Source organism: Sphingomonas sp. AC522 (genome assembly GCF_979258125.1).
In genome coordinates this window covers 1,915,178-1,930,388 of record NZ_OZ409836.1, presented here as the reverse complement: position 1 = coordinate 1,930,388, position 15,211 = coordinate 1,915,178, and the positions used below count along the sequence as shown (strand labels likewise).

The 15,211-nt window shown below is 64.6% G+C and carries 12 protein-coding genes and 1 tRNA gene; 5 read left to right on the top strand and 8 right to left on the bottom strand.

Annotation, left to right across the window (positions count from 1 at the left end; genetic code table 11):
* Positions 1 to 37 precede the first annotated feature (37 nt).
* Both ACZZZM_RS09520 and ACZZZM_RS09515 read left to right on the top strand, forming a co-directional pair.
* Positions 38 to 1,810, top strand: a complete 1,773-nt coding sequence (locus ACZZZM_RS09520; protein ID WP_463594863.1) for a B12-binding domain-containing radical SAM protein — start codon at positions 38 to 40, stop codon at positions 1,808 to 1,810.
* Positions 1,811 to 1,966: 156 nt separating this feature from the next.
* Positions 1,967 to 2,761 (top strand): CsgG/HfaB family protein, encoded by a 795-nt coding sequence (locus ACZZZM_RS09515; protein ID WP_463594862.1) that lies wholly within the window; start codon positions 1,967 to 1,969, stop codon positions 2,759 to 2,761.
* 35 nt (positions 2,762 to 2,796) lie between these two features.
* On the opposite strand, the gene ACZZZM_RS09510 is transcribed toward ACZZZM_RS09515, so the two are convergent.
* On the bottom strand, positions 2,797 to 3,315 hold the full coding sequence (locus ACZZZM_RS09510) for an AAA family ATPase (RefSeq protein ID WP_463594861.1): 519 nt from the start codon (positions 3,313 to 3,315) through the stop codon (positions 2,797 to 2,799).
* Entirely contained in the window at positions 3,312 to 3,878 is a 567-nt protein-coding gene (gene pnuC / locus ACZZZM_RS09505) for a nicotinamide riboside transporter PnuC (protein WP_463594860.1), read from the bottom strand. Before pnuC ends, ACZZZM_RS09510 begins: the two co-directional genes overlap by 4 nt.
* A gap of 95 nt (positions 3,879 to 3,973) precedes the next feature.
* Here pnuC and ACZZZM_RS09500 point away from each other — a divergent pair, with 95 nt between their 5' ends.
* From ACZZZM_RS09500 to ACZZZM_RS09490, 3 genes are all read left to right on the top strand, one after another.
* Positions 3,974 to 4,951 (top strand): beta-propeller fold lactonase family protein, encoded by a 978-nt coding sequence (locus ACZZZM_RS09500; RefSeq protein WP_463594859.1) that lies wholly within the window; start codon positions 3,974 to 3,976, stop codon positions 4,949 to 4,951.
* A gap of 11 nt (positions 4,952 to 4,962) precedes the next feature.
* The gene (locus tag ACZZZM_RS09495; protein WP_463594858.1) at positions 4,963 to 6,264 is read left to right on the top strand and encodes an FAD-dependent oxidoreductase; all 1,302 of its coding nucleotides are present in this window, start codon (positions 4,963 to 4,965) and stop codon (positions 6,262 to 6,264) included.
* Positions 6,265 to 6,488: 224 nt separating this feature from the next.
* Positions 6,489 to 6,565 (top strand) — tRNA-Pro (locus ACZZZM_RS09490).
* A 60-nt stretch (positions 6,566 to 6,625) separates the two neighbouring features.
* Here the strand turns inward: ACZZZM_RS09490 and ACZZZM_RS09485 are convergent.
* The 6 genes from ACZZZM_RS09485 to ACZZZM_RS09460 all read right to left on the bottom strand — a co-directional run bounded on the left by ACZZZM_RS09485 (position 6,626) and on the right by ACZZZM_RS09460 (position 15,208).
* Entirely contained in the window at positions 6,626 to 7,555 is a 930-nt protein-coding gene (locus tag ACZZZM_RS09485; RefSeq protein ID WP_463594857.1) for a hypothetical protein, read from the bottom strand.
* 244 nt (positions 7,556 to 7,799) lie between these two features.
* Positions 7,800 to 10,310 (bottom strand): ABC transporter permease, encoded by a 2,511-nt coding sequence (locus ACZZZM_RS09480; protein ID WP_463594856.1) that lies wholly within the window; start codon positions 10,308 to 10,310, stop codon positions 7,800 to 7,802.
* A gap of 11 nt (positions 10,311 to 10,321) precedes the next feature.
* A complete protein-coding gene (locus tag ACZZZM_RS09475; RefSeq protein ID WP_463594855.1) occupies positions 10,322 to 12,817 on the bottom strand; it encodes an ABC transporter permease in 2,496 nt (831 codons plus the stop codon).
* A 45-nt stretch (positions 12,818 to 12,862) separates the two neighbouring features.
* A complete protein-coding gene (locus ACZZZM_RS09470; protein WP_463596415.1) occupies positions 12,863 to 13,543 on the bottom strand; it encodes an ABC transporter ATP-binding protein in 681 nt (226 codons plus the stop codon).
* Between the two features lie 20 nt (positions 13,544 to 13,563).
* A complete protein-coding gene (locus tag ACZZZM_RS09465; protein ID WP_463594854.1) occupies positions 13,564 to 14,877 on the bottom strand; it encodes an efflux RND transporter periplasmic adaptor subunit in 1,314 nt (437 codons plus the stop codon).
* 52 nt (positions 14,878 to 14,929) lie between these two features.
* A complete protein-coding gene (locus tag ACZZZM_RS09460) occupies positions 14,930 to 15,208 on the bottom strand; it encodes a hypothetical protein (protein WP_463594853.1) in 279 nt (92 codons plus the stop codon).
* Between the last annotated feature and the right edge of the window lie 3 nt (positions 15,209 to 15,211).

The following is a 15,211-nucleotide window of genomic DNA, read 5'->3' as shown; positions in this document are numbered from 1 at the left end:
TTCAAGCTTGTGTCCAGATCCGGATGGGGGACTTACTATGAGCAAGGAATCCGAATTCGACTTCATCATGATCAAGCCATCGCATTACGATGATGATGGTTATCCGATCGTCTGGTTCCGCACAGTCCTCCCCTCAAACTCGCTTGCAGCGCTAAATGGTCTAGGCCGGGATGCAACTAGGCGCCATGTCCTCGGCGCCAACGTCAAAATCAACCTGACGCCGATCGACGAGTGCAACACGCATATCGACGTGAAGAAGATGGCGCGCGACATCCGCAGGCGCGGCTCCAAAGCACTAATCGGCTTGGTCGGCGTCCAGTCCAACCAATATCCCCACGCCCTTGATCTCGCGCGCGAGTTCCGCGCCGAGGGACTGCCGGTGATCATCGGCGGCTTTCATGTCTCGGGCTGTCTGTCGATGCTCAAGGAACTGCCGAGCGAGATTCAGGAAGCCCTCGATCTGGGCTGCTCGATCTTCGCGGGAGAGGCCGAGGAAGGCCGGCTCGATCAAGTGTTCGTCGATGCGTGGAACGGCGAACTCAAGCCGGTCTATAATTTCATCAATGACCTGCCGAGCATCGCCGGCGCGCCGACACCCTGGCTGCCGCGCGAATCGATCAAGACCTCGGCGCCCTGGTCGAGCTTCGATCTCGGGCGGGGCTGCCCGTTCCAGTGCAGCTTCTGCACGATCATCAACGTCCAGGGGCGCAAGAGCCGCTTCCGCTCACCCGAAGATCTCGAGATCATGATCCGCGAGAATTATGCGCAGGGGATCAAGGCCTATTTCGTCACCGACGACAATCTCGCCCGTAACAAGGATTGGGAAGCCTTTTTCGACACGCTTATCCGCCTCAAGGAGGAAGAAGGCATGGCGGTCCATTTGACGATCCAGGTCGATACGATGTGCCACCGCATCCCGGGCTTCATCGACAAAGCGGCCAGGGCCGGCGCATGGCGCGTGTTCCTGGGGCTGGAGAACATCAACCCGGACAATCTGATCGCCGCCAACAAGCGCCAGAACAAGATCACCGAATATCGCCACATGATGCAGATGTGGCACGAGCGCGGCTGCTTTCTGCTCGCGGGCTATATCCTCGGCTTCCCCGGCGACACCAAGGAATCGATCCTCCGCGATATCGAGATCATCAAGAAGGAGCTGCCGGTCGATATTCTGGAGTTCTTCATCCTGACGCCGCTTCCGGGCTCCGAAGACCATCTCGTCAAGCTCAAGAAGGGCGAGTGGATGGACCCCGACCTCAACAAATACGATCTCCACCACCGCGTTTCGCATCATCCGGTGATGTCCGATGCCGAGTGGGAAGATGCCTATCAGGCGGCCTGGGATGCCTATTTCACCTGGGATCACATGGAGAGGGTCGCCAAGCGCCACGCCCGTCGCGAGAATGGCAGCCCGCGCCGTGCGCTCCAGTACATGAACGAATTCCGGATGCTCTACAGCCATGAGAAGGTGCACACGCTGGAAGGCGGCGTGATCCGCCGCAAGCGCCGCCGCTCGCGCCGCCCGGGCATGCCGATCGAGAGCCGGCTGGCTTTCTATCCACGCTATTGGGTAGGCAGCGTCGTCAAGATCCTGAAATACCTAAAGGGCTTCCGCGAGGAAAAGCGTGTGCTCAAGCGCGTGCTCGCCGCCGCCGATCGCTGGGATTATATGGACGTGGCGATCAGCCCGCCCAATTCCGGCGAGCTCGAAAGCCTGGGACTGTTCCAGGAAACCCGCGGCGGCGCCGACGCCGTTGTCCGCGAGACCCGCGTCCGTCGCCCCAAGGAAGAGGCTGCCGTCGCCGCCTGAGACGGTTGCGACCGCCGCGCGACCAGCGAGCGACGAAACCTGCATGTTCGCATTGTTATGCCCCCGTCACGTTGCTAGCCTTCGCACATATGGCAGACGGCGCGCAGTCGCGCCGTCACCGAAGTGATGCGTCAGGTACAACAGAGGGGAATGAGAATGCGGAAATTGATGATCGCGACAGCGCTGGCGACTGCCGGGCTTTCGTTGGCGGCTGCCAACGCGGCCCAGGCGCAGACTTCCATGTCTTCGGGCAAGAAGGACAAGCGCGGCGACACCAAGGGCGCCTCGTCGGGCCGCAAGGCGCAGGAACGCGGGACGCGCGACATTCCCAAATGTGCCAAACCGCTCGGCACGATCGGCATGGTCCCGCCCGAAAACCAATGGTGGCGTGAATTGAACCTGGGCAGCCCCGAGGCGATCCTCAAGGTCTTCGTCCAGCAGTCCGGCTGCTTCACGCTCGTCAATCGCGGCCGCGCGATGCAGAGCCGCGCGATGGAGCGGGCAATGGCCGACAATGGCGAGCTTCGCGCCAATTCGAACATGGGCGCGGGCCAGGTCCGCACCGCCGACTATCTGCTCGAGCCAGACATCGTCAGCTCGAACAGCAATTCGGGCGGCGGCGGCGTCGGCGGGTTCGTCGGCGGCATGCTCGGCGGCCGCATGGGTGCGGCGATCGGCGGCGCGATCAGTATCAAGAAGAAGGAAGCCAATGTGACGCTGTCGATGGTCGACACGCGCAGCACCGAGGAAATCGTCAGCGAAGGCTATTCGCGCAAGACCGATATCGGCTTCGGTGCCGGTGGCGGCGCGGGCTGGTGGGGCGGTCTCGCCGGTGCCGGCGGCGGTGGCTATCAGAACACCGAGATCGGCCAGGTGATCGTGCTCGCTTATCTCGATGCCTATATCAAGATGGTCCAGCAGCTCGGCGGGCTTCCGCAGGGCGATTATTGATCTGATTCTAGCCCCTCCCCTTCGGGGGAGGGGCTTTAAGAGTTAGCCGCCTCGATCGCGGCAACGGCTTTCTCGAAGCGGGCCTCGCCCTCCCCGCCGATCAGCGCCCAGCGGACCCCGCGGCGCTCCAATTCGGCCTTTGACAGATCGAGGAATTTGCGGCGCAGCGCGGGCGTGCCGAACATCCGCGTGCCGTCCTCGATCCAGGGCAAGTCCACGTCGAACAACAGGTACAGGTCCGCGGTACCCGTCCAAGCATCGAACCACGGATCGCGCGTGCCGAACAGCATGTCCGCCCACACCGCTGTCATCAGCGGATCAGTGTCGAGGATCAGCGGGTCCGCCCCCTGCCCGATCATAACTTGCGTCCACGCATCGTGCGTCTTGGCGATGCGCAGCAGGTCTTCCATCGTGAAGTCGGTGCCCTTGGCCTCGGCATAATCGCGGCCATATTCGTCCAGCACTTCGCCGCCGAAATGCGCAGCCAGAAGCGGCGCGAGCGTCGATTTGCCGGTGCTTTCAGGACCGTGAAGGCAGATCGTCCGCGGGTTCATGCGCGGGCAGCTTTCCGCGCGGCGATCCAGTCGCGCAAGCCCCACAGGCTCAGCGCCAGCAGGACGAGATAGAGTGCCGCGAAGATCCACAGGCCGCGGACCGCATAAAGCGGGATCGAGATCAGATTGACCAGTACCCACAGCACCCAGCTCTCCCAGGCCCGGCGCGACTGGAGCGTCTGCGCGGCAACGCTGAGGATCAGGATCGCGCCGTCCCACCAGGGGAGCGCCGCGTCCGTGTGCCGGTGCATCAGCCAGCCCCAGCCGGCGATCGCGAGCGCGCAGCCGGCCGCCCAGGCGAGACGCGCCGCGTTGCTCAGCGCCTCTACGCGGACTTCGCCGGTCTCGGCACGCGAGCGCGACCAGTTCCACCAGCCATAGAGATTGATCGCAACGAAAAAGCCCTGGAGCAAAGTGTCGCTGTAGAGCCGCTCGTGGAAGAATACCCACGCGGACATGGTAACCGCCACGAGCGCAAAGGGATAATTCCAGATGCTCCGCCGGGCGACGAGCGCAACGTTGATCAGCGTCAGGATCGACGCGACGGCTTCTATCCAGGTCACGACGCGCAGCGATGAAGCGATGCGGCCGCCGGGGCAAGCCTCTTGCTACCGCCTTCGCGCACGCTACCATCGCTTCACTTAGCGAGGAGAGGCCGTTGCGCGCATTTCTGACTCTCGCCGCGGCGCTTGCCGCTGCCTGTTCCTCCCCGGCGCTCGCCGATCCGCCGGCGGGCACCTTGCTCGTCGGCAATAAGGGCGAGGACACGCTGAGCATGATCGACTTGAAGACCGGCGCCGAGATCGCGCGCTTGCCCACCGGCGACATGCCGCACGAGATCGCCGTCTCGCCCGACGGCAAGCAGGCCGCAGTGGTCGCTTATGGCGGCTCGACGATCGACGTGTTCGATCTCGCCGCCCGCACCAAGTTGCGCACGATCGAGCTCGCCCCTAACCAGCGCCCGCACGGGCTGGTCTGGCTGCGCGACGGACGGCTGGTCGCGACCGCGGAGAAGAGCCAGACCGTGGTGGTGATCGCCCCCGACGGCGCGATCCGCGCGATCCCGACTGGGGCCCAGGGTTCGCACATGGTCGCGGTCGCACCCGACCTGCGCCACGCCTTCGTCACCAATATCAATTCTGGCACGGTCGGCGTGCTCGATCTGGCTTCGGGGACCAAGCTTCGCGACATTGCCGTCGGCGGCAAGCCCGAGGGGCTGGCGTTGGCACGCGGCGGAAAGGAATTGTGGGTCGGCGATCTCGCTGCCCCACGTCTCCAGGCCTATGACACCGCCACCGGCGCCAAGCTCGCCGAGCTGGCGATCGACCCCGTCGCGATCCGCGTCGCGACCAGCCCTGACGGCAAGACTGTCGTCACCTCGAACGTCGCATCGGGCTCGATCAGCTTTATCGATGTCGCCTCGCGGAAAGTGACGCGGACCGTCGCGGTATCCGGCAGCGCCGAGGCGGGACAAGTCACCCTGCTCTTCTCCGGCGACGGCAAGCGGCTGTATGCGGCCGAGACCGGACGCGATCAGGTTGCCGAGATCGACGTGGCCTCGGGCAAGGTCGTGCGGCGGCTCGCCGCGGGCAAGAATGGCGACGGACTGGCCCTCGCACCCGCCCTTAAGCGCTAAGAGGACCGGCAATGCGGCATATCGCAATCATCGGCTCGGGCCCGGCTGGCTATTACACGGCAGAGGCCTGCCAGAAGACTTTCGGCGGCGAAGTCCGCATCGATATCATCGATCGCCTGCCGGTCCCCTTCGGCCTGATCCGCACCGGCGTTGCGCCCGATCACCAGTCGATCAAGGGCGTCTCGCGGCGTTATGAAGCCGTGGCGCTTACCGACAATGTCCGCTTCGTCGGCAATGTCACGCTCGGGCAGGACGTATCGGTAGAGGAACTGCTCGGGCTTTACGACGCAGTCGTACTCGCCACTGGGGCCCCCAACGACCGTCCGCTCGAAATTCCCGGCGCGGACTTGCCCGGCGTCGTCGGATCGGCGGCGTTCGTCGGCTGGTATAACGGCCATCCCGATCACGCCGCGTTGGCCCCCGCGCTGGACGGAGACGGCGCAGTCGTCATCGGCAACGGCAATGTCGCGCTCGACGTGGCGCGCATCCTCGCCAAGACCGAAGCCGAATTTGGCGGATCGGACATCGTCAACCACGCGCTTTCGGCATTGGGCGAGGCCCAGCTTGGCGCCATCACCCTGCTCGGCCGCCGCGGCCCGCACCAGATTGCCATGACTCCCAAGGAGCTGGGCGAACTGGGCGAGCTGGAGCGCGCCACGCCGGTCGTCGATCCCGCCGACCTGCCGCCGTTGGAAGACGATGCCGCGCTCGATCCCGGCCAGCGCAAATCGGTCACCCACCTTCGCAATTTCGCTGCGCATGGCGATAGCGACAAGCCGATCCGCATCGTCTTCGATTTCTTCGCCATGCCCGTCAAAATCGAAGGCGATGGCAAGGTCGAGCGCGTCATCGTCGAGCGCACCGCGCTGGACGAAAGCGGCACCGCGCACGGCACGGGCGAAACCTATGCGATCCCCGCCGCGCTGGTGGTCAGCTGCATCGGTTATCGTACGCCGCCGATCCCCGGCATTCCCTATGACGATCGCGCCGGCCGCTTTGCCAACGAAGAAGGCCGCATCATGCCCGGCCTCTACGCGGTCGGCTGGGCGCGCCGCGGCCCGACCGGTACGATCGGCACTAATCGCCCTGACGGCTTCGCCATCGCCGAGAAGATCGCGGCAGATCTGGGCGACGGCGCAGGCAAACCCGGCCGCCCCGCGCTCGACGCGCTGCTCGCATCGCGCGGCGTGGATGTGGTCACGTTCCGCGATTGGCAGAAGATTGACACCGCCGAAATCGCCGCCGCGCGCGATGGATCGCCGCGCGAGAAATTCACCAGCGTCGACGCGATGCTCGGCGCGCGGGGGCAGTGACACACCTTTTCCTCCCTCGCCCAGCGGGGAAGGTGGCAGCCGCAGGCTGACGGAGGGGGCGTCGCCACGAACCACATCGCTCGCGGAGACGCCCCCTCCACCACTTCGTGGTCCCCCTCCCCCGCTGCGAGGGAGGAAAGAGAATCTTGCGCGATTTCTCGCCCCGCCATTTTTGCCTTGATCGCCTCCTGCCCGCCCGCTAGGCGCAGCACCCTGCAATGTGTCGGGGCGTGGCGCAGTCTGGTAGCGCACTGGTCTCGGGGTCCAGGGGTCGTAGGTTCGAATCCTATCGCCCCGACCATTGCAGCGTTCTGCTGAACAGGACGCAGCGCAGCCAGCCCCGATCTTCCGCAATCAGCCGCTAATCGAACCGTGCCGGGTGCGGCCGGGCGTCGAGATAGGCGCTTGCCGGATCATCGAACGGAAATCCCGCCGCTGCCGCCCCGCCCAATATCCGCCTTACATTGTGATAGCTCGCCGTGCTGATCGCGACGGCGTCGGGCGTGTTGAGCCAGTCTTCGGAAACCAGCAGGCCCCGCTGGGTGCGAACCAGCCGTCCGTCCTTCAGCAGCGGCTTGAGCCGGCGCTGCACCGTCGCCGGCGCCAGGCCCAGCGTGCGCGCGATCACTGCGGGGCGCACCGGTTCGCGCAAGCGCTCGGGCACGATCCCGCTCTGATCCGCAAAGCGCCGCGCCAGCTCGTGATCGTGGGTGTAGCGCCGGGCATTGGCGCACAGCACGGTCGAATAGAGGACGAGGTTCACCCATTCGCGATGCACGCCGAGATTGGCGTCCATCACCGTCAGCATCATGTCCGCGGCAGCGCGCACGCCGACGCTTGGATGATAAGCCGGCTCGCGGCGCTGCGGGGGCATTTCGAAGCCGAGCGCTTTCAAATCCTCGACCAGCCGGACGAAGCCGTCATGTCCGATCCGCAAAACGTCCGAAAGCGGAGGCGCAGCCAGCGCTGCTGGTGAAGCCGCGACCCCACGCGGCGTGCGGACGCAGATCCCCGCGGCGATCATCGCATTGACGTGGCGGCGCACCGTCTCGAACGGCTTGGAAAGCGAGTCCGACAGCGACGAGACCGAGATCGCGCCATTGTCGTCGCCCGCGCCCGGCCCGCCCTCGCCAAGCTGGCGCATCGGGCCCTGGCGAACGATCAGCGTATAGATGGTGAAACGATCGAGATTGCCGTCGAACGCACGGATCCCGGCGCTGGTGATGGTAGTCTGCATCTCGGCAAGCAGCCGCGTGAGCAGGCGGATGGGCGGCAGTGAAGCTTCGGCCATGGTCTATGCGGAAACTCGGCCGGCAGCGGAGGCGCGCCGTCTCACGGCGATCGAGCTAGACCCGATATCGTCTTGCGATCCAATTGTTTTCGGAAAGGCAGGCATCGGCACCGTTCTGCATCTACCGTTTAATGCAGCCAAGCCGCGCTCTACCCATTTTGATCGGATATTCCCGCCGATTGTAAGGAAAAGCGGGCGGGAAGTTGCCCTCCCGCCCGCCCGGTCATGCCTTTACGCGACGCGCCTACTCGTAGCGCAAGGCATATACCGGATTGGTGCGCGCCACGCGGAAGGCGTGTGCGCCGATGGTGACGACGGCGATGATCAGCGCCACCAGCCCGGCCACGACGAAGGGCAGCGGGGTGAGCGTCATGCGAATGTCGAACTGGTTGAGCCAGTCACGCATCACCCACCACGCCACCGGCCAGGCGATGATATTCGCGATCAGCACGGGGCGGCTGAACTGCCAGACGAGCAGCCGGACAATGTCCCGCGTACGCGCACCCAACACCTTGCGGATGCCGATTTCCTTGGTGCGCCGCTCGGCCGTGAATGCCGCAAGCCCAAACAACCCAAGGCATCCGATGACCGCCGACAGGAGCGCGAACATCCCGAACAATTGCGCACGGGTTTCGTCGCGATTGTAGAGGTTATGGACGATCTCCTCGACATTTTGCGCACCGAACGGCAGCTCGGGGACCATCCGCTTCCAGATTGCCTCGATCTTGTCGCGCACCACCTTGAGATCGCCCGTGGCCCGGATGAGGATGCGGTTATAGCCGCGGGTCTGGTAGTAATAGACGATCGGCTGGAGCGGCTGGCGGACGGTGCGGTAGCGCACGTCTGCCACCACCCCTACCACCGTGGCGGGCACATACCCGCCCGCCTCCGGCACGGTAAAGCCGACCTGGACCTGCTTCCCGATCGCCTCTTGCGGGGTTTTGAAGCCAAGCCGCGCGGCGCCCATTTCGGACAGGATCACATTGGTGCCCCGCGAGACCATCGCCTTTTCGGCTTCGATATTGACCGGATGCGGCGTGGTGGAATCGTCCATACCGTTCGATTCGGAGAAGTTGCGGCCCGCCAGCAGCCGCATCCCCAGCGCGTCGACTGCGCCGGGCTCAATGCCGTACACACCCAGATTGACGGGATTGACCTGCCCCGCAAGCCGCACATTCGTGATCGAATTATTGCCCGGATTCACGCCGATCGACGTACGCGCGACATGCGTGACGCCGGGTATCTTGCGAATCTCGTCGCGCAGCGTCGCCGCGACCGCTTCGACTTGCGGCGCCGCCACGCCGTTGAGCTGGATCAGCCCCTCGCGCTTGTAGCCCGCGTCCATCGTCCGCGCGTAGATCGTCTGCGAATAGACGATCGCGGTGCAGATGATCAGCCCGATCGAGACCGCGAACTGCGTAACGACGAGCAGATTGCGCAGACGCCCACTGCCCTCTGCATCCGCGCCCGACTTGTTAGCCTTGAGCACCCGCGCGGGCTGGAAGCGGCTGAGATAGAGCGCTGGATAGACGCCACCCGCCAGCCCGACGAGGATCGCCAGCGCGATCATCGGCAACAATATGCCCTGGCTGCCGAGATAATGGATCTCCATGCTCGCATCGAGGAAGTTGTTGAGCAATGGCAGCGCTATTTCGGCCAGCGCCAGCGCCACCAGCGTCGCAATCGCCGAGACCAAGATCGACTCGCCGATGAACTGGATGATCAGTTGCCGCCGCGTCGCGCCCAGCACCTTGCGCAGCGCTACTTCGCGGGCCCGCTGCGACGCACGGGCCGTGGCGAGGTTCGTGAAGTTGATGCAGGCCATGCCCAGGATCATCAACGCCACCACCGCGAAGGTGACGATCGTCTGCTTGTCGGAACCCACCGATGCACTCGCATTCTGCGCTTCACCCAGATGCACGTCCTGGATGTTGGTCAGGCGGAAGTCCTGATAGTCGCCCGGATTGTTGACCGGCCCGCCGTCGCTCGGCTCGTTGGGAATGTTGCGCTTTTCCCAGGCCGGCAGTTGCGCGTTGATCGCGGCCGCATCGGTGCCCGGCTTCAACTTCACATAGACATAGCCGCCCTGCGAATTCCACGAAGTCAGGAAATTGGGACTCTTTGCGAAATAGGTTTGCGGATTGAAGCGCGCGACTGCGTCGGGGCGCAAATGGCTGTTGAGCGGGAAATCCTTGAACACGCCGGTGACGCGATAATCCTCGCGGATTTCATCGGTCATGACCGTGATGGTTTTGCCCATCGGGTCTTCCTTGCCGAAGCGCGCCTTGGCTTCGGATTCGCTCAGCACCAGCGCCCGCGGATCGTCGAGCGCATGCGCGCGGTCACCCTTCACGAACGGCGCCTGGATGATGTCGAACAGATTGCCGTCGGCGAAATAGGCGTTGCGCGGGCGCACTGCCTCGCCGTTCAGCAGGAAGACGATCCCCTGCCCCGAAATATAGACCCGCTTCTCGATCTGCGGGAAATCCTTCTCGAGCATCGGGCCGGTGACGAAGCTCGTCACCTGGAGCTTCATCTCCTCCCCGCCCTGCTCGGTCGGCTTGTAGAAATCCTGCACCTGGTAGGCCTGGTCCGCCCCGGGCAGCCAGCTATCATAGCTGAACTCGTAGCGCACGAAGGTCAGGATCAGCAGGCACGCGGCGATGCCGAGCGAGAGGCCGAAGATGTTGATGAAGGCATAGACCTTGTTCTTGGCCAGTGCCCGGAGACCGACGGTCAGATAATTGCGCCACATGGGGTCTGCTCCTACTCGTAGCGGAGGGCGTGGATGGGATTGGTGCGCGCAACGCGCATCGATTGCCCGGCGACCGTCACGATCGCGATGCCGAGCGCTAGCAGGCCCGCGATCACGAAGGGCCCGGGCGTCAGCGGAACGCGGACGTCGAAGCCGTTGAGCCACTCGCGCATCGCCCACCAGGCGGCGGGCCAGGCGAGAAGATTGGCCAGCACCACCGGCTTGGAGAACTGCCACACCAGCAGTTGCACGATGTGCCGCACCTTGGCGCCAAGCACCTTGCGGATGCCAATCTCCTTGGTCCGCCGCTCGGTGGTGAACGACGCCAGGCTGTAGAGGCCCAGGCAGGCGATCAGCACCGCAAGCCCCGAAAACGCCGCGAACAAGGCGCCGCGTGCCCGCTCGGCGGCATAGACCTCGGCGATGATCGCTTCGGCGAAACGGCCCTGATAGGGGATTTCGGGCTCGAACTGGCGCCACACCTTGTTGATGCCCGCCATCACGTCGCCCGGTCTGGCGGCGGCATAGCGGACCACCACTTGGCTCGTCCGGCCCGGATCATAGGTGTAGATAATCGGCTCGACCGGATCGCGCGCGGTGCGAATGCGGGTATCCTCGACGACGCCGACGATGGTCGAGGGAACCAGATCGGCGCCGTCGAGACCGGCTTTAATCGTTTGACCGATCGCGGCCTGGGGGGACCCGTATCCGAGCAATCGCGCGGCATTGCGGTTGATCACGATATTGATTCCGCGCGCCACACGCTCTGCCGCGAGCACCGCATCGGCGGCGTCTTCGCCGGAACGCAGCACGCGGTCGTTGGCCTGGGCATCACCGAGCAGCCGGCCAGCGAGCAGCCGCATGTTCATCGTCGCGAAGAAGTCCGGATCGACTGCATACATGCCGATCGAAAGGTCTTCGGGACCGCCGGGCGCACGAACCGCCATGATGCTCTTGTTGGTCGCCGCGACGCCGAGATTGGTACGTCCCGCCGCGACTACGCCGGGCACCGCCAGCAATTCGCGGCGCGCGGCGTCGTAGCGCTCGCTGCCCGCGAACCGCCACGCAGCGTCGATCTGGACCAGCCCGTCGCGGCGATAGCCGGGGTCGACCGTCTCGACGTAGCGCGTCTGCGAATAGATCACCCAAGTAGAGGCGATCAGGCCGATCGCGATGGCGAACTGAACGAGCACCAGCCCGGTGCGCAGACGCCCGCTGCCCGGCGTTTCCGCGGAGGATTTGTTGGCGCGCAGCACCTGGGCGGGCTGGAAGCGGCTGAGATAGAGCGCAGGATAGATGCCGCCGAGCAGCCCGGTAACCGCGAACAGACCCAGCGCGGGCCACAGCATGCCCCCCTCGCCCAAATAGGTCAGCGCGATATCCGCATCGATCCAGCCGGCGATCCACGGCGTGGCAAGCTCGGCCATGGCAAGCGCCAGCACCATCGCCACGCCCGCCATTAGCACGGACTCGCCGAGCAATTGGACGATCAATTGCCCGCGGGTTGCGCCCAGCACCTTGCGCAACGCGACTTCGCGGGCGCGCTGGGTGGCGCGCGCGGTGGAGAGATTGACGAAGTTCATCATCGCCATGCCGAGAGTAAGCAACGCCACGATCGCGAAAGTGGCCAGCGCGCGGGCGTCGCCGCCAGGCGCCATCGAGCCCGCTTGCGCGTCGCCCAGATGCACTTCCGAGATCGGCACCAGCGTCAGATCCATGATGTCCGCCTGCGACGATGCCTTGCCGTCGATCACTTGCGGCACGATCGTGCGCTTCTCCCAAACCGGTAGCGCGGCATTGATCGCCGCCGCATCCGAGGGCGCGCGCAGCCGCACATAATGCTGCTGGTTCATATTGCCCCAGCCTTTGTAGGCCGCGGGCACCGCATCGTAATCGGCGGGATCGAAGCGAAAGAGCAGCGACAGCCTCAGGCTCGAATCGCGCGGCAAGTCCTTGAGCACGCCGCTGACCATATAGTCGCGCTTGCCCTCGCCCGCGCCCAAGCTCATCGTCTTGCCGACTGCCTTGGTGGTACCGAACTGCTTGATCGCCTCGGCTTCCGTGAGCACGATCGAATTGGTGTTGGGCAGCGCAGTCGCCTCCGATCCGTCCACGAACGGCAGCTTGAAGATATCGAAGAATGCGGGGTCCACAGTCTGCGCGTCGATGAAAAGCGGCTGATTGTCGCGCATCGTCACGGTGCGCCCGTCGCTCAGCACGGTCAGCGCCTCGATCTGCGGGAAACCGCCGCGCAGCGTGTCGCGCACCGCGAACGGGCTGGATTGCGAGCGGGTCACCGGCTGGCCCGGCTCATGCCAGGTCGCCTGCACCTGCATGATGCGCTCGCTATCCGGCAGCCACGCATCGTAGCGGCGCTCATATTGGATATAAGCGAGGATCAGCAGGCAACCCGCCAGCCCCAGCGCCAGCCCGCCCATATTGATCGCGGCATAAACGCGATTCCGCGCCAGCATCCGCAACGCGATCAGCAGATAGTTACGCCACATCTTGCGGTCCTCCCTGAACCCTGGCCTCGAATTCTTCCGAGTGCCTCAAGCGGCGCGGCGGCGTTCTTGCAGGATGCGGCCGTCGAGCATGTTGACGATGCGGCCGGCATAATCGGCATGCGCGGGCGAGTGCGTGACCATGACGATGGTCGAGCCTTCGCCGTTGAGCGTCTGGAGCATCCGCATCACTTCCTCGCCGTGGTGCGTGTCGAGATTGCCGGTCGGCTCGTCGGCTAGGATCAGCTTTGGCGATGCGACCAGCGCGCGCGCCACCGCGACGCGCTGCTGTTGGCCGCCCGAAAGCTGGCTCGGCCGATGCTTGGCGCGGTGGGCGATGCCGACCTTGTCCATCACTTCATCGACGCGGCGCTTGCGCTCCGAATTGGGCACATTGTGATAGAGCAATGCCAGCTCGACATTGTCGCGCACGCTCAGTTCGTCGACCAGATTGAAGCTCTGGAAGATGAAGCCGATATTCTCTTTGCGGACGTCGGCGAGCTTGCTCTCGCTCAGCCCGGCAACTTCCTTGCCGTTGAACACATACGAGCCGGAGGAAGGACTATCGAGCATCCCGATCATGTTGAGCAGTGTCGATTTGCCGCAGCCCGAAGGCCCCATGATCGCGACGAACTCGCCATCGGCGATGTCGAGGTCGATCGCGTCCAGCGCAGTCGTCTGCACGGTATCGGTGCGGTAGACCTTGGAAAGCTCGCGCATCGTCAGCATGGAATTCCCTTTCTCGCTCGTCATTTGGTGAGGTCCAGACGGTCCTTGTCGGTGAAGCCGGTGTACGGAGAGGTCAGCACTTTCTCGCCAGCCTCGAGGCCTTCGAGCACTTCGATGAACTCGGCATTGCGGCGGCCCAGGCGAACGGTGCGCTTGACTGCGCTGCGCCCGTCGGGGGTCACCACGAAGATCCAATTGCCGCCGGTCTCGTTATAGAAGGCGCCGTTGGGCACGAGCAGCGCCGGGGCCGGATCGCCCAGCGTCAGCCGCGCCTGCATCGTCTGGCCGCGCTGGATGTTGGCGGGCTCATCGCCGAGGAACTGCAGATCGACCTGGAACTGGCCGTTCTGCACCTGCGGATAGATTTTGGTAACGCGCGCCGCGAAGCGCTTGCCCCCGAAATCGAGCATCGCCTTTTGCTGGAGTTGGACGCGGCCGAGATAGAATTCGTCGACCCCGGCGATCAGCTTGTTGCGGCCGGGGCTGTCTATCTGTCCGACGCGCTCGCCGCGCTGGAGCGACTGGCCGACCTGCACCGAGAAGCCCGAAAGCTGCCCAGCGACGGGCGCGCGCAGCTGGAGCGCGTCGAGATTGGCGCGGGCGATCCCCAGCCCCGATTGCATCGATTTGGCCGCAGCCTGCTGCTGCGAGAGCTGACTGCCCTGGAGCCGCGCGTCGGTCGCCTGGGTGCGCTTGAGCACTTCGTAGCGGCGGCGCTCGTATTCGTACTGATCGCGCGTGTCGGCATATTGTTTGGCGGGCACGAAGCCCTTGTCGGCCAGCGGGCGCTCGCGCTCATATTGGCGGCGCGCCTTCTCCACCGCGAGCCCCGCTTCGAGCACCGAGCGCTCATTGGCGAGCCGCGTCTGTGCCAGCGCAAGCTCCTGGCTGCGCATATTGTTGATCTGCTGCTCGACTTCGGTCTGCCGCGCGAGCGTTGAAAGCTGGAGCTCGGCATTGGAAAGCAAGGCGATCGGCTGGCCCGCGGCGACATTGGCGCCGTCCTCGACCAGCATCTTCTCGACCCGTCCGCCCTCGACCGCGTCGATATAGACCGTCAGCAGCGGCGTGACCCGCGCGCGCAGCGGAATGAAATCGTCGAACGTGCCCTTGGTGACGCTCGATACCGTGACATGATCCGCGCCCACCGTCTGGCTCGATCCGGATGGCGCAAACCACCAGAAGGCGAGCGCCGCGATCAGCACCGCCACTCCGCCGAGGATCGCCTTGGTCCGCATCGACAGCTTCCGCGTCTCGACGACTTCGTCCATCCCGCTCCCGGTGATCGGGCGGTCGCCCATATTCTTCTGCATCCGAACAACACCCATGTTCATTGATCTAGCAACCGCCGTGCCAAGCGCGCTGCGGCAGCGCGCGCCAGCGTGATCACAGCATCGCACCTTCGCAACCGTTCGAATTCGAACACTTGTGTCCGGAATCGAACGCTATCTTCACCGATGCGAAGCCGAGACCGAGCTCGGCATGCCCGCTTTGCCCCTTCTGATATCCCAGATCGAGACGCGGTCGCGGCGTGGCGACGGCTCCGGCAAGCGCCAGGGCGAGCAGCATATAAACAGGCGTTTTCTTGTTTGGCGTAGGCACCATCAGTCTCCCTGCCGAAACAAAAGCAGGAGCCGTGCCAACCGGCATTTTTACCTCTGCCACCGG